Annotated in this window: 13 protein-coding genes and 3 pseudogenes; 5 read left to right on the top strand and 11 right to left on the bottom strand. The window is 68.2% G+C overall.

The annotated features are described in order from the left end of the window. Positions 1 to 835 precede the first annotated feature (835 nt). The 10 genes and pseudogenes from ABZ858_RS36950 to ABZ858_RS36905 all read right to left on the bottom strand — a co-directional run. Positions 836 to 1,393 (bottom strand): annotated as a pseudogene (locus ABZ858_RS36950) (WbqC family protein); the annotation flags it as partial. A gap of 388 nt (positions 1,394 to 1,781) precedes the next feature. Next, positions 1,782 to 2,189, bottom strand: coding sequence for a DUF6527 family protein (locus ABZ858_RS36945; RefSeq protein ID WP_361389328.1), 408 nt, complete (start codon positions 2,187 to 2,189; stop codon positions 1,782 to 1,784). Next, positions 2,186 to 3,349: a ThiF family adenylyltransferase gene (locus ABZ858_RS36940; protein ID WP_361389325.1), complete on the bottom strand. Its 1,164-nt coding sequence runs from the start codon at positions 3,347 to 3,349 to the stop codon at positions 2,186 to 2,188. The genes ABZ858_RS36945 and ABZ858_RS36940 overlap by 4 nt, the downstream gene beginning before the upstream one ends. Continuing rightward, entirely contained in the window at positions 3,324 to 3,584 is a 261-nt protein-coding gene (locus tag ABZ858_RS36935) for a multiubiquitin domain-containing protein (RefSeq protein WP_361389322.1), read from the bottom strand. The genes ABZ858_RS36940 and ABZ858_RS36935 overlap by 26 nt, the downstream gene beginning before the upstream one ends. Before the next feature lie 103 nt (positions 3,585 to 3,687). Next, positions 3,688 to 3,972: a DUF3892 domain-containing protein gene (locus ABZ858_RS36930; RefSeq protein WP_361389319.1), complete on the bottom strand. Its 285-nt coding sequence runs from the start codon at positions 3,970 to 3,972 to the stop codon at positions 3,688 to 3,690. 147 nt (positions 3,973 to 4,119) lie between these two features. Then, positions 4,120 to 5,145, bottom strand: coding sequence for a DUF955 domain-containing protein (locus ABZ858_RS36925; protein ID WP_361389315.1), 1,026 nt, complete (start codon positions 5,143 to 5,145; stop codon positions 4,120 to 4,122). Positions 5,146 to 5,168: 23 nt separating this feature from the next. After that, complete coding sequence (locus tag ABZ858_RS36920) at positions 5,169 to 5,993, bottom strand: hypothetical protein (protein WP_361389313.1); 825 nt, start codon at positions 5,991 to 5,993, stop codon at positions 5,169 to 5,171. 161 nt (positions 5,994 to 6,154) lie between these two features. Then, the gene (locus tag ABZ858_RS36915) at positions 6,155 to 7,105 is read right to left on the bottom strand and encodes a hypothetical protein (protein WP_361389310.1); all 951 of its coding nucleotides are present in this window, start codon (positions 7,103 to 7,105) and stop codon (positions 6,155 to 6,157) included. Between the two features lie 195 nt (positions 7,106 to 7,300). After that, positions 7,301 to 8,602 (bottom strand): DUF3800 domain-containing protein, encoded by a 1,302-nt coding sequence (locus tag ABZ858_RS36910; RefSeq protein WP_361389307.1) that lies wholly within the window; start codon positions 8,600 to 8,602, stop codon positions 7,301 to 7,303. Between the two features lie 426 nt (positions 8,603 to 9,028). Beyond that, entirely contained in the window at positions 9,029 to 10,084 is a 1,056-nt protein-coding gene (locus ABZ858_RS36905; RefSeq protein ID WP_361389304.1) for a hypothetical protein, read from the bottom strand. A gap of 135 nt (positions 10,085 to 10,219) precedes the next feature. Here ABZ858_RS36905 and ABZ858_RS36900 point away from each other — a divergent pair. The 5 genes and pseudogenes from ABZ858_RS36900 to ABZ858_RS36880 all read left to right on the top strand — a co-directional run. Further along, positions 10,220 to 10,375, top strand: a pseudogene (locus ABZ858_RS36900) (transposase); the annotation flags it as partial. Between the two features lie 4 nt (positions 10,376 to 10,379). Then, a pseudogene (locus ABZ858_RS36895) lies at positions 10,380 to 10,490 on the top strand (IS5/IS1182 family transposase); the annotation flags it as partial. A 571-nt stretch (positions 10,491 to 11,061) separates the two neighbouring features. After that, on the top strand, positions 11,062 to 11,184 hold the full coding sequence (locus ABZ858_RS36890; protein WP_359623987.1) for a hypothetical protein: 123 nt from the start codon (positions 11,062 to 11,064) through the stop codon (positions 11,182 to 11,184). A 147-nt stretch (positions 11,185 to 11,331) separates the two neighbouring features. Further along, positions 11,332 to 11,595, top strand: a complete 264-nt coding sequence (locus ABZ858_RS36885) for a helix-turn-helix transcriptional regulator (RefSeq protein WP_359623986.1) — start codon at positions 11,332 to 11,334, stop codon at positions 11,593 to 11,595. Between the two features lie 230 nt (positions 11,596 to 11,825). After that, positions 11,826 to 13,295, top strand: coding sequence for a UvrD-helicase domain-containing protein (locus tag ABZ858_RS36880; RefSeq protein ID WP_361389301.1), 1,470 nt, complete (start codon positions 11,826 to 11,828; stop codon positions 13,293 to 13,295). A gap of 234 nt (positions 13,296 to 13,529) precedes the next feature. On the opposite strand, the gene ABZ858_RS36875 is transcribed toward ABZ858_RS36880, so the two are convergent. Next, a complete protein-coding gene (locus tag ABZ858_RS36875) occupies positions 13,530 to 15,911 on the bottom strand; it encodes a hypothetical protein (protein WP_361389298.1) in 2,382 nt (793 codons plus the stop codon). Positions 15,912 to 16,174 lie beyond the last annotated feature (263 nt).

The raw sequence follows: 16,174 nt of genomic DNA, 5'->3' as shown, positions 1-16,174 counted from the left end.
CCGCGAGACCGAGACCTGCCCCGCGAGACCGGCTGGCCTCGAAACCCGGCAGCGTGCTCCCGAAACGAACGGGGACGCCCCCGAAGTCGACGGCCGTGCCCTCGAAACACCACACAGGCATGCGCGGTTGCGCGGGCCAGCACGGCGAGACACGAACGCGCAGAGTTGGGCGTCGGAATTCCCAACGAGATTGATCCCAGGTGCGGCTGACCTGTTCCGCGGTGGAGTGTCCTACCGCGCGAGGTGCAGCCCAAGGCCCCGAGGCGCGGGCATTCGGAGGGACTCTCCTTGGTGCTCTCCTGGCGCCTGGGGCCGTGAGCAGATGCCGGAGAGTGTCGGCTGCCCACCCGGCAGGACCTCAGTGCGGGAGGAGCCTTCCCTGACGATTCGTGCCAGCCGCTCGTCGCCCAACGGAGGGCACTCCGGCAGGGCTCCGCCACAGTCACGGACGGGGCAAAGCAGCCGAAGCCCTGGTGAGGAGGGGTGCACGGTTCCACATCGGGCCGCCCCGCACCACGCCCAGCAGCCGCTTCGGACGCGCCGGAGGTGATGTGGTGTTCGTCACATGGGCGAGAACGTCGTCGCGTCAGCCGCCGGGCTGGCGGCCACCGCGCGGGAGGCCGACACGGCTCTGCGACTCCGCGTACGGCCCTAAGCGGAATCTATGGCTGCCTGTTCTCCTGGGCGCCGCACCCGCGTGCGGGCCTGCCTTGGCTCCCGGCCCGGAGCCAAGAGGGCATGTGACCTAGGTGCATCCCGTACGCGATGGTGCAGGACGGAGTCGTACGCGACTGGGGATGTTCAGTTGGTACGCCCGAGGAGGGGGACGGCTGCGTCAGGCGGCGGACTGTAGGACGGTGTTGACGGCGGCGAGGGCCTGGAGCCGGCCAGCCACGGCATCCGGGCCGAGAGCCGCAAGGGCCCACAGGGCGCTGAGCTGGCGGCCGGAAGAGCAGGTATTGATCAACGGCGACCGGAACGGCGCCACGGCGATGTTCCGGGCGGCGAAGGGTGCGGGGTCGAGATAGGTCATGCCGCCGGTCCCGCACAGGTACGCGCGAGCGCCGGTCGCGGCGGAGAGGTCCGCGAGCCGGACGAATCGGCCCGGCCGGGACGGCAGTTGGCTGCTGGTGAGGATCTGGCCCTTCCAGCCGAGCAGGTCCAGCAGAACACGGGTGGAGATCTCGGCGACCGTCGCGGTCCGGCCGGTGGTGAAGGCGTCCAGCACCGGGCCCAAGGCCTTCGCGAGGGCGGGCCAGCGGGGGCTGGAGCCGTAGTGCTGCCGCAGCATCCCGGCGGTTCGGCGGCAGGCCAAGGCAGGGTCGTCGATCCGGGCGTCCCCGATGAGGGTGGGCCGCCCATTGGTGAGGTGGGTGGGGATGGTGAGCCACTGCTGGCGGGCCGGGTAGTCAAGGTCGGCGAGCCAGGCTCGGTGCCTCTACCACGAGAACCTCGTGCTGAAGAAGAAGGCGTCTCAGCAGGGACAGCGCAGGATCGCCGCCCTGCCTGCTTCGGGTCCCTGGCTGGAGTAACTCCATAGGCACCGAAGCCGAGCACGGACGGGAGTCTGTTAGGAATTGTCCGGGCGATCTTGGGAGTCGTGGGCGGGCTCCCGCTGGCGGCTCCCTAGGATCCGTTCTACGAAGCCCTGCGGCAGCAACTCGACAAAGGCATCTCAACCACCGTCACGCCCATCCACCCCCGCGGCCCCCATCAACGTCGCTAAGTGCGTTGTAGGGGTCTGCTTGTCCAGCATTGTGGTGGCGGGCTCGCACGTCAGTCTACGGACGGTGCCAGAACCGGAGACGGCGGCGGATCCCTCCCCGTCGTTTCGGCTGGGGATCTCTGGTGTCGTGGACGGCCAGCAGGCGACCGTCCCGGTTCCGGTTCTGGTCGATTTCCGCCGGCGAGTAGCGGCGGGCCCAGCGGACGCGGCCGTCACGGATCCAGTAGTGCGACTGGCACGGGAGGGACCAGTTGCCGATCGAGGGGGTGAGGGAGGCGTTCTCGCCGTCGTAGGCGAGGGACCACTGGGCCGGGGAGAGCGGTGTGACGACTTCGTACCCGCATCCGCAGCAGCACAGGTGGCCGCAGGTGCGGTACGGGATCGAGATGTAGAGCACTCCTGCGTCCATGGCCTGGGGGAAGGTCTCGGTGAAGACCGGGCGCAGGGTGTCTTGCGGGCTCACGGGAGGTCCTCGTTGGCGATCTCGTTGGTGATCAGTGAGTACGTGGTGTGGGCCTCGTCGGTGGCGTCGGCGTAGATGCCGAGGGAGCGTTTCCATCGGATGACGGCCAGGACGGCGTTGAGCGCGTTGAGGTCCGCGGTCTGGATGTTGCTTGCGTAGGCGTCGCGTTCGGGTGCTGGCCGGGGGATGCGCTCGCGGGGCATGTCTCGGCGGCCCGGGAGGCTGGTGGTGATGCGGAGCAGTCCGCTGAGGCGGCCGTCGATCTCTTCGATGCCCATGCCAACGTCGATGAACGGCACGTCGTGGGCTTCGAGCCAGTCGATGATGGCCGGCTTGCTGACGGCGTCGTCAGAGGCGAGGAACACGAACGTCGCCCCGGTGAGGAGGTCGAGGTTGTCCTCGTCGAGGTACTGCGCGCAGGCGGTCACGCCCTGGTGCATGTTGGCGTAGATCGAGGCGAAGTGGGTCACCTTGGGTGGGCGGGTGCGGAGGGTGTCTAGGGCGGGGGCGCCGGGTGCGCGGAAGGCGTTGTGGCTGTCGAAAGTGTCGCCGTCGATGAGGAGGATCGAGTCGACCTCGGTCTTGGCGACCTGGTCGAGGATGTAGCTGCCGCTGCCGCCGAGGCCGACGATCACGATCCGGTGGCCCCGAAAGCGGCGGTTGATAGCGGTGATGCCGGCGCGGGAGGTGGCGGTGTCCCGATAGGCGAAGGGGCTGTCGTCGTCGATCTCCTGCCACGCAGCGCCGGGGGTGGACGTGGCTGAGGGGTCGAGGGCGTGGGCGTGGTCGGCGACGATCCGCGTGTACGCGGTGATCTTCGTGTACTGGTCGGGGTAGCCGTCCGGGGGCTTGCTGGAGAGCATGAAGTTCGCCTGCATGCCCTCGGCGATCACCCGGCTCTCGGGGGTGGCCAGGGGCAGGGGCTGGCCGTGCTCGGTGCAGGGCGTGGAGCCGCCGAACCAGATGCGGTGGTCGGTGCCGGAGACGAGGCGGTCTCCGCTGACGGTGATCGGGTGGGCGAGGAAGCCGTGCTCGACAGTGCGGTTCTCGGTGACGTACGGGATCCGGACGATGATGTGGCCGGCGTGGACGGTGATGGCGTAGCCGTCGTCGATGAGGCGGGACAGGTCAGGGTCACGAGCGAGAAGTGCGGTAGACATCGAAGACCATTCCCTCCTTCACTCGGACGCTGTGGCCGGCGGTGAGGCTGCCTGTTCCGTGGCCGTCGTGTCCGCGGCTGTAGCGGACGGTGTAGGTGTCCTGGTCGTTCGGCGGCTGGCCGGGGTAGGCGAGGTCGACGACCTGCTCATAGGTGATCTCCTTCGCCTCCCAGATGTGAGGGCGGGCGTTGACGATGATCGTGACGGGCCTAGGCCCGTGAGTGTCGTGGGACATGGGGTCCTCCTGAAGTGGGGAGCGCGTGTTCGGACTGTGGATGCCGGGGTATCCGGCGCGCCGCTGCGGGGCGGCGCGCCGAGTGCCCGGCGGTTGTGGCGGGTCAGCGCCTGGGGAGGGCGAGAAGGTTGTTGGTCCATACGCCGTCGGCGTGGGTCCGCAGGTACTTCGCGCCCCGGGTGGGCGTCACCACGAGCACCTCCGTGCTGCGGCCAGCTGCGTCACTGGTGTAGGCCTTGCCGGCCTTGTTCTCGATCCAGTGGACGATCTCGGCCCGGGTGTTGTCGCCGGTCTTGCCAGTCGCCTGCTCGGTCCACCACAGGTGGGTGATGTGTTCGTGCGCGGTTCCGCCAACCGTCAGGCGCACTGCGGTGATCTGGATAGCCATGTTGCTGTTCCTGCCGGCGACGTTCCTGCGGGTCCCCGCGGCCGGCGCCCGGGTTCCGTGAGCACCCCGGGTGGGGTGCTTCGCCTGGGACAGACGACGTAACTCGCGGGTAGAGAGACGCGTGTGGCTGGCGGGGCCGGCGGGGTGTCAGGAGCAGTCGAGGCAGCGGTCGCTGTCCGGGGCAAACATCGCGGGCGGGTGCTCGAGGAAGCAGCCGGGGCAGGAACGGCCGGGGGTGCGGGGCGGGCAGGCGCAGCGGCCGCATTCGGGGCAGTGAGGGACGCGGCAGCGCGGGCAGGCGGGTTCGAAGGAGCGGTAGTTCTCGTCGCAGTTCGCGCAGATGTAGTCGCGCGACCGGGGGCCGGTGTCAGTGGTGGGCGGGGTGAAGGCGCGCCAGGGGGCGGAGTCGGTGACGAGGACGGCGACGATGTAGCCGTCCATGGGGGCGGTATCGGTGTGCAGTTCGCGTCCGAGGATGCCGTCGCGGTAGCGGACCTGGGTCCGTCCTTGTACGCGGCCGGAGCTGGCCAGGGCGCGGTCGATGACGGGGATGTCGCCTTGGAAGCTGCCGCGCCGCAGGGGCGGCAGGCCGTGGGAGGCGGCGAAAGCAAGGTGTCCGACGGAGTCGAGGAGGAGAACGTGACCGGGGGCGGGGAGGCGCTGGGCTGCTCGTACGCAGACGGCCATGCGGGAGGCGTTGCTCGTCTCCCACAGGAGGGTGATCGCTGAGGCGGTGGGCCCTTTGGCGTCCAGGTGCTGGTCGACGAGGTGTGCGGGAAGCAGGATCTGGGCGGCGAACGCGTCGCAGGCGGCGTCTTCGAGGAGGACGCCGCGGTCGGCTTCCTTGCTGAAGGGCTCCATGAGGTCGAAGCTGTTCTTCTGCAGGTGGTGACCGAGTTCGTGCAGGGCGGTGAAGTCCCGCCGTGCGTGGCTGTTGGAGGTGGCGACGGACAGGCGGGGTGGGGGGCCGTAGTCGTACGCGCCAGCGACGCTGCAGCCTTGGGCTGCCTCGTTCTCGGGGACGTCTTTGACGGTGAGCTCGGGCCAGGTCCGCAGTTCCGCGAGGGCGCCTTGTGCCAGGAGTTCGACGGCGCCGGGGCGGACCGTTTCGAGTTCTGTGATCATGGCGGCGGCCTGGGTGCGGGCGGCGCCGGCGAGCACGTAGTTGACCACTCGGGGGTACCCCCTCTTCTCTATTAGTCCAGGAGGAGTTCGAAGTAGCGGTCGGTGCGTGCGGTCCAGTTCGGCTGGGTGCGGTTGTCGTCGCGTGCCGCGAGCGTGTAGACGCCATAGGCGGCGCGCAGACGGGCGGCGTGTTCGGTCTCGTCGTACTGGGCAGAGAGTTTCTTGACCTGGCTGCGCCGCAGAGGCCGGTTGAGTTCGTGGACGACGGCGGGTGGCAGGGCGGGGTTGGCGTCGAGGAAGCGGGCTGCGGGCTGGCCGAGGAGTGCGGCGAGCGTGGCGGCCTGTTCGGCGGTGAGGGGCTGCTGGCCCCGCCACACGTCCAGCGCCAGAGGGGGTGGCAGTTTCAGTTCGGCCGCGAGCTGCTTGACGGTGATTCCGTGCTCGCCAAGGAGCTCGGAGAGACCTCCCGATCCTTGCGGGGCCCACCATGCGGAGCCGAGGACCTCAAAGTGGCCGGTGAGAACGGCGCGGTACTCGTCTGCCGCTGAGGACAAGACGGTACGGCTTCCCCACTGGGCGCCGGTCACTGTGTCGGCGAGCGCACGAGAGGTGAGGTTGTCGGGGCGGCTTGTCAGCTCGCTGACCTGCCGGTCCAGCACGCACCACGGCACGGTGGTCTCCAGGCCCCACCACAGGGCCAGCGGCTGCTCCAGGGTGGTCGCCTGGGCGGGCAGAAGCAGCGTGTCGGCGTCGGCGTACCGCTCGAATGAGGCCGGCACGACACGCGCGGTGTCGTCGTCGCCGGCCGTGGTGATCAGCAGCAGCTGGATGGTGTCCTCCCACATCGCGCGCCAGATTTGGCCGGGGCGGGGGTCCTGGGGTGCTGCGGTGGCCACTCGGTGGACGGCGTCGGGTACTTTCAGGCTCGCTGCGGCGGCTAGAAGCCTCTGGTAGGCAGTGGTGTGGACAGAGCTCATGCCGTCTCCCCCGTCTCCTCGGCTGTGGTCCATCAGCGCATTCTCTTCTCACTGGGTCCAGACGACGTAACTGGGGCTGTTCACGACGCAGCCTTGCTGCAGCGCCGCAACAGGGCAGCCATGACGACCTGGGGGTCACTGTCAGCGGAGAGGGCATCACGGAGCATTGTTTTGAGGTTGGACAGGACAAGCGCAGCATGGCCTTGCCGGATCTCCAGTAGTTGCGCCGCGTGGTGGGCGTCCTTGTCGAGGTCGGGAAGCAGCAGACGCTCGTTGGGTGAGAGACGCTGCCAGATGTCCTCGGCAACCCCTTCGACCCCGGTCGGGTCCGGTGCGGTGGTGGCTGCATGCTGCTCGACGATGGCGGCGACGGTCCCTTCGTCGGCGAACAGAGGGGTCATGCGGGCCGGTGCCAGAAGCTCGAACCGGGCCTCGAGGACCTTGGCGAGCTCTTCCTCCCGTACCGCTCCCTGTGCGTACTGCAGCACGGACAGCAGAATGGCCATCAGGGCGTGCACGGTCTGCTGGGGTGTGGGGCCGGAGTGGTTCCAGCGGGTGATGCCGACGCCTTTCACCTGTGCGGCCTGGGCGATGAGATCGTCGAGATCTCCCTGCCATACGGCTCCTTCGGCGTGGTCGGCCAGTGCCCAGCGCGGCGGGGAACCCTTGAGCTTGCGGTAGGCCGCGTCCTCGCCCATCAGCCGGGCGATACGGCGCCGAAGCTTGCCTCGCGGTGTCTTCTTCGCCTCGTCGATGAGGAAGTTCTTGATCGACGTGAGAAACAGTCGTTCCAGAGAGGCTTCGTCGGCGGCCTGGGTGAAGCAGACAGTCACGAACCGTTGTCCCGCTCCTTCCTGGGACAACATCGTGCTAATCACGTCGTAAGCCGCGTCATCGCTCCACACCGTGTGCCCCTCCGGGGGCGGAAAACCGGTGCCACGGCGGACCTGGTGAACCAGCCTCCGCAGCAGTTCGAACGTGGCTGGCCCCAACCGGCCGGTCTGCAGCTCCTCGTACGCGCTTTCTGTCACGAGCCCCACCCCGATCCCTGCCCCGCCGGACGTCTACGGCCGTGGGGCGTCACGCCTGCTTACACCAGAATCCACCTCCCTCGCATGCGACACGCGCATATTTCGCTTGCCATGCGGAAGGGCTCGCCGACTGCTGTCCGGGCACGGGGCATCAGCTCTCTGCGCGGCGGCAGGGGCAGCGGCAGCGCACGGCGTTCAGCGGTGCTTCGCGCGGGCGGTGTCGACTCGCGCGAAATCGTCGGGCTTCTCATTCATGAGCAGGCCGTTGGGGTCCACGAGTGGCGCCACTACTAGGTGAAGGTCCTGCCCGGCAGGGTCGTCCTGGCCGTCGTGCCATCGTGCAACCGCCCGGCCGGCGCCTGCCACCAGGTCGGCAAGCTGGAGGGAGGGATGGTCCACCGAACGGCCGCGGACCAGGCTCTGAAGGTGGCTCTGCTTGATCAGGCCTTGCACCAGACCCACGGCTGTCGCCCCGCGTTCCAGGACGTCGAGTTTGTCGTCGGTCAGCAGCCGTTGGTCGTCCGCGAGGACCTGGAGCTTGCCGCCGTGTCGGATCGAGGCGTGGAGGATGACTGTCGGCACGGCGGTGACGAGCGGATCGGTGGAATCGTCGAGCAGCCCGTGCTCTCCGGTCGGTGTGGCTTCGGACGGCCGCTCACGGGCGAAGGCTTCTGCTTCCGGGCGGGTTGTGCGCAACATCCCCAGGACCTGTGCCGCCTTCTTCGCCTGCGGGGCCTTACGGCGGCGGGCGTAGGCGTGGCACTGCTGGATGACGGTGAAGAGCTCGTCGACGGTGACATGGTCGCCCGTACGGTTCTTCTTGGAGAAGAAGCCCACGGCGGTGGCGATGAGTCGGTCGAAGCCGTCGCGGCCCATCGCCCGGGGGCCTTCGGTGGCCAGGTCCAGGGCGAACTGGCGGGCGACGCCGTTCATGACGATGTCGATGCCCATGGCGTTGAACCGCTCCTCCAGCAGGAGGTCGACAAGTTTGGCCGCGACGAAGTAGTGCTTGTCGATCACGTATACCGAGGCGCGGTCATGGAGCGGACCACCGGGTGCCAGCATGTCGCCCAGGAGGTGACGGCGCCGGCCCGCAGCCGGGCCGGCGAACATCTTCTGGAACTTCAGCTCTGTCGCGGACTTCTGGATCCCCGCCTCGACACGCAGGGTGTCCACGATGGCGGCAGCATCGGCGTCATCAATGGCCACCGAGCCCAGGATCATGTAGCGGTCGCCGCCGTGCAGCTGATCGCCGTGGTAGCCGGACTCGTCGATGACGATCCACCGCCCGGCCCCGGCCCGGTCGTCGGTCGGTTCCAGACGGCTGCGACGGCTGAAGTTCGCTCCGAGCAGTCCCGTCCCGGCGTTCGGCGCATGGTCACGTTCGATCACCCCGCCATCCTCGGTGCACGACGCCACCCCGACAAGCTGCCCAACCGCTCCACCCGACTCCCGTGCCTGCTGCTGCCTGCTGCTGCCTGCAAGCATGAAGAGCATGCCGGTAACGCCCCTTTCTCGCAGCCGGGCAGGGATGACGGTGCGTATCGCAAACGAGGGGTGCGCCGCGCAGTTGTAGCGTCGGTGTACAGGTCCGTGGAGGACTGGACCGGGTGCAGGAGACATCCCGGATGCTCAGTGGCGCCGGCAGAGGGTGCGGCGCACCCGCTTCGCCCTTCATGATCGTTCTTGATCCGCATCATGTGGTGCTCCAGCCGACCGGACAGCGCCGAAGGACCCACCGTGCCCTCCTCGCTCCGCCGCCGGGCAGACCACCTCCGCGCCGCTGGCCAGATCCGTTCCCTTGCCTGCGCCGGCCCCGCCGGCATGACGTCGACGCTCCCGAGGCAGAACTCGGCTTGGGGCTCGGGTGCAGGCCGCATGCCGTGAGCTGCTCCTGTCGGCCTGCGGGATTTGCTGTGCGGGTCAGCGCTGCATTAGCCGGATGTCGGGGTAATGGTGTTCGTCGGCAGGCCATGGAACGGCCCACGGCTGGTTGTCCCCGTCCCGCAGGAGGGTGACGATGTTGCGTCCGTCGTACAGCTCCTCGGACGGCTGACCTGTGACATGGGAGAGAACCTGTGCGTAGTCGCCCACGTCGAAGGGATCGAAGACGAACTTGGTGGACATGCCCTGGAGGGGCAGCGTCATGACATCGACGTGGTTCTCACCTGCATGCAGAAGGTGCTTGGGGACGCGGTTGAACAGGGTAGTCATGTAGGCGGCCAGGGCAGCTACCTCACGGAACTGCTGCGGGTGGAGGACGAGTTGTCGGGCCGCCTCGAAAGCTGGAAGGGTCACGGCCTGGGCGAGGGCGCCCCAGTCCTGGAGCACGGCGACGACGGCGGTCGCTCCGACTCTGATGGCGAAGAACGGGAAGTTGATGATGTCCACGTAGTCGAAGCGGTGGCGCGGGTCGGTGGGCTCCTGCGCCTGGAAAACGAACACGGAGGCCGGATGCTGGTCTTTTTGCCAGCGTACGGCGCCGCGAGCCGCCTGCAGCAGCAGGTGGTGCATGCGGAAGGTGGTCAGGAATTCGGGCGAGACGATGGAGCCTCCCTGCGGGGCACGCCGGTCAGCGAGGAGCGACAGTTCCCGGAACATGAGGCCGTAGTAGATCTTGCCCATCCACAAGAACAGGGTGGTGGCGTCCAGGGCCGCAACCGCTTCGGGGCCCTCGGCGAAGGCGTCGCCCACGGCTTGTTCGATGCGGGACAAGTGTTCGTTGTTGCAGGTGCTGCAGCAGGGAATTTTCATCTGCTTGTACGGCATCAGGGTGCCGTTGAGCAGTGTGATTTTCTCGTTCCATAGGTCGCACCGCCGCAGCAGCCACTGGGGGAAGACATGCTCGTCGGTCCGGCGTCTGGCAAGGCCGGCCCCGCACAAGAAGCATCGGTCCTGGGTGAGCGCCTGGTCGCGGTCCCACTGGTAGAGAAACCCTGGTATCTCGTTCTGATCGTCCTGATCGTCGGTCTGTGACACGGGCCGACCCTAGACCAGTTGGCGGGCCTTACGGGCAGGGCGGCGGCGCGACCGGCCGCGCCAGCCGGTTCAAGGCTGCCGGACACGTCGTGACAAGTTCCTTGAACCCTTGGCATCCGTCCTACAGATTCGTATCCTGGGCGCCTTCGCGTTCCGGACCGAGCGGCTCTCGCAGGCATCGTGTACGTCCTGCGGACCGGCGTTGCCTGGCGCGACGTCCCGGCCGAGACCGTGGGCTGCTCCGGAGTCACGGCCTGGCGCCGGCTGCGGGACTGGACCAAGGCCGGCGTGTGTCGTACTGGCCCGCAGGTGGGTGGTGGAGCGCACGCTGAGCTGGCTGGCCCGCCCATGCCGCCTCTACCGCGACCACGAACGCCGCCTCGACCACCACGCCCAGATGGTGTAGTGGGCCGCCGTGATCAAGCTGTCCCTATCGAAGCGAGTTCATCCTGCCCCGCTCCTGCTCACGCAGGCCCTCCTGCGGGTGATGGACCAGGTCCTGGAGCCCTCCGATTAGGTCGCCCTGCCCCCGCAGGGGCACGACAGACAGATTCCTCGGCAGGCGAAGCGTTCTCCGTCGTTGGCTGAAGCGGGCCCATCTCAGATCCGGTACCTCGGCCAGATATCCGTCTCACAGCGCCTCCACCCACTCGGCGGGCTCACACGTGAGGTCAACAACCGCCTCGCCTTCGGGCGCCCGCACATGGCGGACGGCCGCGTCCTGCGGGGGTTCGGGGACGGTGGCGGCGCAGGGGATCGCGGCGGCGCACGCAGCACAGGCATCCGCAAGGTGCCAGGTGAGGCCACGGTCTGCCCGGATCAGCAAGAGCCGCAGCGGGCCGGAACAGGGGCCCCGGCGCCCGCGCCACACACAGACCCGTTCCCGGCACTGGCACGTACGCAGGTACGTCGGCAGCCGGGACTCGACGAGGTGGCCCGCAAGGTGCCGGCGGACCTGCACGACCCCATCAGCGCCCATGGCCACGAACGGCTGCGGGCAGGCACTGCACGTCAGCATGGGCCGCCCCGCCGAACTGTTGATCGTGACGGTCCAGGCGCGTGCGGACAGGGCCATGGACATCGGTCCCTCCAAGCCGTGAGGAGTCAGCCGCCGACCCTGCGTCCGGGCGGCTCCGGGCGCGGACACCGTAGTGCAGACCTCTGCCCTGCCGGAGCCGGTCCGCATCGACACAAATAGGGCAGAGGTCTGCACTGTCAGGGCAGGGGTCTGCACGTCGGATGGATCCGTGACGATCATCCCGCCGCCGGAGCCCGACCCGACGGCACTCAGGCTCTCCCTCGCTCGGCTGCGTGCGCAGCGAGGGTGGAGCTACGACGAGCTCGCCGCGCACAGCGGTTTGTCCCGCCGGACTCTGATCGAGATCGAGCAGGGCCGCACGATCGGCACGCTGGCCACGTGGCACGCCCTCGCCCACGCCTTCTCCATCCCGCTGGGCGAGCTCCTGAACCCGCTGTGCACGGGGCACGAACCTCCAATGTCCGACGCCTGACCACAGCTGCGCGTCGACCACCCGAACGTGATGACGCTCTCGTACATGGGTCCTAAATTCGGATTCCTGTCGCCGTTTTGTCACCGCATCGGGCGGACCGGACGGCGCGTACGTAAGACACGGCCGGACGCGTTGGCACTTTTTGACTCCGGCACCTGCCCAGGGTGCGCCCTTTCCCTGCGCCCACGTGTCTGTGGCGTGGGCTTCGAGCTTCCGGAGAGATCTGTTCCATGCCCTTTTCCCCGACCGACGAACAGGCCGCCGCCTTGGAGGCGTTCCGCAGCGGCGGCCATCTCGCCATCCAGGCTGGCGCAGGCACAGGCAAGACATCCACGCTCGTCTTCCTCACGGAACAGATGCCGCTGCGGCGTGGGCGGTACCTCGCCTTCAACCGGGCCATCGCCCTGGACGCCGCCGCCCGCTTCCCCTCTGCGGTCCAGTGCAAGACGGCCCACTCGCTGGCCTACGCCGCGCTCGGCCACCGCTTCCGCGGCCGCCTGAACGCTCCTCGGCGGCCCGGGTGGCGGATCGGGCAGGATCTGGGCCTTAACGCCCCGGCCGATATCGGCCCGGCGGGTCTGATGCCGGCGACGCTGTCCAACGCCACGCTGCGGACAGTGACCCGCTTTTGTCAGTCGGCCGACATGCAACTGGCCCACCATCACGTTCCGCACCTTCGGGGCCTGGACGACGAGGACCATGCGGAACTGGCCGACCTGATCCTGCCGTACGCGAAGAAGGCGTGGGCCGATCTGCAGGACCCCTACGGCGGCGCGGTCCGTTTCGAGCACGACCACTACCTGAAGATGTGGGCCCTGACCGAGCCGGTCCTGCACGGCGACTTTCTCCTGCTGGACGAGGCCCAGGACACCAACCCCGTCCTCGAGCAGATCGTCCTGGCCCAGCAGGAGCGCACTCAGATCGTCATGGTCGGTGACTCGGCACAGGCCATCTACGGATGGCGCGGCGCCCGGGATGTGATGACGCGGTTCACCGGCCAGCACCTCACGCTCACGCGCTCCTTCCGCTTCGGTCCCGCGCTCGCCAACGAGGCCAACCGGTGGCTCACTCTCAGCAACGCTCCCATCCGACTGACCGGGACACCTGACATTCCGACCACAATCGGATCCCGAGCCGGGCGCCCGGATGCGGTCCTGTGCCGGACCAACATCGGCGCGATGACCGAGGTCCTTGCACTCATCGCCGCCGGCATCGCCACGGCGCTGGTCGGCGGGGGTGACTCCCTGCGCGCCCTGGCATGGGCCGCCCGCGACCTCATCCAGGGACGCCGCGCCCACCACCCCGAACTTGTACTGTTCACCACCTGGACGGCACTGCGCGACTACGCCGAGCACGACCCCGCCGGCAGCGACCTGCAGCCCTTCGCCAACCTCGTCGACGAACACGGCCCCGAGGCCATCCTGCAGGCCGTCGACCGACTCGTTCCTGAAGACGCGGCCGAGGTCACCGTCTCCACCGCCCACAAGGCCAAGGGTCGGGAATGGGCCCGGGTCCGCATCGCAGCCGATTTCACGCCGCCCGCCGACACCGACGAGGTCGACGCCCAGGGCCAGCCCGTTCCCCGGCCCATCGATGAGGCAGAAGCCCGCCTGGCGTACGTCGCCGTCACCCGGGCCCGCCACCACCTGGACCCCATCGGCCTGGCCTGGATCAGCCAGCACCCCGACAACCCGACCTGAACCCGAACTCCCCGGCACACGCCGCGGCCTCACCCGGCAGATCGCCCACGATGACGCAGCACCGGCGCGCGCCGCGCCTACTGATCACGCATTCCCCGACGTCATCGCGGTTGACGGATGGTCCGCGATTGTCACCAAGGAGGCGGCTTGTTCGCCCCATGCCCCCGAGGCCCGCACTTGCCGTGGAGCCTTCGGGGCCGGCCGGGTGCCGGTGGTGACGCCGGGTGGCAGATGTCAGGAACGGTCGCGTACGATGGCTCGCCTTTGCTCCGTGTCCGGTCCGGGCTGCGGAACGATCCGCGGCAGGGCGGCGGGGCGTAGGGCCCAGTGCACGCGGAACTGTTCCAGGATCTTTCGGGCACTGTGCGGGGACACGGCCATCTCCAGGCGTGCCTCGGCCAGTCGCTGCAGGTCGCCGGGTGTCTTGTCGGGGCCGGTGTAGGCCGCTTTGCGGGCCGCGAAGTTAGGTCGCGCAAACACTTCGAGCAGGGTGCCGATGAAGTAGAGGTAGCAGGAGAACTCCTCCCACCGCTGGGCAGATTCGCCGACGGGGTCGGTGCCTTCGGCGTGGGGAGGGTGTACGGCGTGTGCCAGGTGCAGGACGCGCTGCTCGAGTTCGGGGTTGGCCCGACTGGAGTCGGCCTCGCGGATCAGGGTGATCAGGGTGTGCAGGTCGTGCACGGTCTGCGCGGTGGCGGCGGAATCGTCGTGGCGGGCCAGTAGCGCGCGAAATCCGGCCAGGGCTTGTGCGGCCTCCTCCCACAGCACTTCACGGGCCAGGGCCGCCAGTCCGGGCCGCCGGGTACGCCGGTGGGTCTCTGTCACCTTGCGGGTGTAGCGGATGAGGTCGCGTGGGAGCCCGCCGGACAGTGCGTGGACGAGTGCGACGAAGGGGTCGGTGAATCCCGGGACCCGTATCTGCAGCAGCGCTCTGGACTCCTCCAGAGTGCGCGCCTCGATGACCAGGACGTCCTCCAGGGAACTGTCGGTAATGTCGCGGGTTGGCAGTCCGCGGCGGATGAAGGCCGACCCGATGTCCTCCGACACCGACAGCACGAAGTACACGCGCGGTACGTCGAAGATGGCCTTGATCTCGGCGAGGAACGCACGGGCCTGCTCGCTCGAGCCCAGCCGGTCGAGCTCGTCGATGCCGACGAAGACCTTCCAGTTGTCCTGGCGCTCGATGGCGCTGATGCGGGACAGCAGACTGCGGAACTCCCACACCAGCTCCGGGTAGGTGAAGGTGCGGGAGCTGCTGCCGCTGGTGCGGCCGAATCCCAGGGTGAGCGCGCGGGCCGACGCGCCGAGCGAGGTTGACGTGCCGACGGACTGGATGTGCTGCAGCAGATTCAGGTAGTTGTGGCAGTCATGCACCAGGCGTCGCCCCGGCCGTCCGGTGAGCCAGCTCGTCGGCTTGGCCCACCACACCAACAATGCCCCCATCACGAGCAGCACCAGACGGGAGATCACAGGATGCTCCTGCCACGCGGTCAGCGTCCACTCCCGCAGATCCACTGTCCACCCCGCAGCGGCGGGGTGAGCAGAGTGGTAGACGGCATTGACGAGATCGCGAACTTCCCTCTGGATCGCCAGGACGACCAGGCTGAGCCCTGCCAGGAGCTGGGCCCACCGGCGGGCCGAGTAGTACAGGCGCCGGGGGCGGTGTGCTGCGCGGGCTCGCGAGCGGAACAGAAACGGGGTACGCGGACGGCGGCCGTACAGTGCGAGGTAGTCCCGGCACACCGACTGGAACAGGGAGAGCAGGAACTCCTCGGGGCGGTAGTTGGCCGGCGTCTGGACGATGGTGTGGAAATGCAGTTCGGGAAAAGGACCGAGCCGGCCCTGGCATGCCTTCTTCAGCAGGGTGCTCTTGCCGACGCCCCGTGGCCCGCAGATCGCGATCGCCCCACCGTTCATCTGATCGAGCTTGCGCTGCAGTGTGGCCTCGACCTGCGTCGATATCCAGTACCGGGAGTTGCCGGCGTCGATGAGTCCGTCATGGCTGCGGGCCACCAGCAGTGACTCGTGATCAGGTCCGAGCAGCGCCGTCATCTCACGCCGCATGATCGGGTCCATTGTCTTCTTCAGCCTGACGAGCGCCCACCAGCCCAGGCGCACCTCGGCGTCGGCCGCGCATGCGGCCCACAGCATGCCGTATAGGGCGGTCTGCATTTGGTTGAGAAAGTTGTTCCGGTTATCCGCGTTTCTGAACTCTTTGACGCCGCAGTAGCCCAGAGGCCAGACAAGGACCGTGATACCCACCCACCAGGGCATCCCGACCGTTGCATCCGCCAGCCAGTAGACGAGCGCCACCAAGAACACGAGCGACAGGAAGGGCGTGGTGCGGCATCGCTCCCGGGACTCGATGAGGCTTTGACGCAGGGAGTCGACGCGAGCCGCTCTGCGGCGCAGCTCGAAGTAGGAGGGATCGGCCCGCAGCACTTCGGAGATGATCCGGGGCTGGTCGAAGGCCTGCCGCAAGTGCTCGTCCGTGATCTGGGGCCGGTCCAGGTCCAGATACGCTCGGATCTCTGGGTGCTCGGTTGACGCCGTCACGGCACGTGTGTACCAGGGCTGGATCCGCCGGGGCTCCAGGTGCCAGATTCCGCTCGGCATCCATGCCTTCCTCTGAGCAGCGAATGCATCCCGCGGCCCGACAGCGACGGGAAACCGTAAGGGGCTGACACCTTACGCCGAGTGCGGAACCCCTGGACCAGGGCAGCATCGTAGGAGCCAAGATGCTCAACAGGGTCCGCCAGGAAGAAGGTTGACGCAATGTCGCTGTTACGAGTTGGTGCGTGATAGCGGGTGAGTGTCGTGCCAGGTGGATGGCATGATCCCGCTGTGGCGATCAAGGTCAATCGGGCGGTGTTGGCGCA

The sequence above is a fragment of the Streptomyces sp. NPDC047017 genome (assembly GCF_040644175.1).
Lineage (GTDB): Bacteria > Actinomycetota > Actinomycetes > Streptomycetales > Streptomycetaceae > Streptomyces.
The sequence above is the reverse complement of the archived record's forward strand: the minus strand, read 5'-3'. Positions and strand labels throughout refer to the sequence as shown.

Excerpts from the sequence above, each read along its gene's own strand:
- ABZ858_RS36940 (WP_361389325.1), bottom strand. The coding sequence starts at position 3,349 with ATGTCTACCGCACTTCTCGCTCGTGACCCTGACCTGTCCCGCCTCATC.
- ABZ858_RS36935 (WP_361389322.1), bottom strand. The coding sequence starts at position 3,584 with ATGTCCCACGACACTCACGGGCCTAGGCCCGTCACGATCATCGTCAAC.
- ABZ858_RS36930 (WP_361389319.1), bottom strand. The coding sequence starts at position 3,972 with ATGGCTATCCAGATCACCGCAGTGCGCCTGACGGTTGGCGGAACCGCG.
- ABZ858_RS36910 (WP_361389307.1), bottom strand. The coding sequence starts at position 8,602 with ATGCTCTTCATGCTTGCAGGCAGCAGCAGGCAGCAGCAGGCACGGGAG.
- ABZ858_RS36890 (WP_359623987.1), top strand. The coding sequence starts at position 11,062 with ATGGCCACGAACGGCTGCGGGCAGGCACTGCACGTCAGCATGGGCCGC.
- ABZ858_RS36880 (WP_361389301.1), top strand. The coding sequence starts at position 11,826 with ATGCCCTTTTCCCCGACCGACGAACAGGCCGCCGCCTTGGAGGCGTTC.
- ABZ858_RS36875 (WP_361389298.1), bottom strand. The coding sequence starts at position 15,911 with ATGCCGAGCGGAATCTGGCACCTGGAGCCCCGGCGGATCCAGCCCTGG.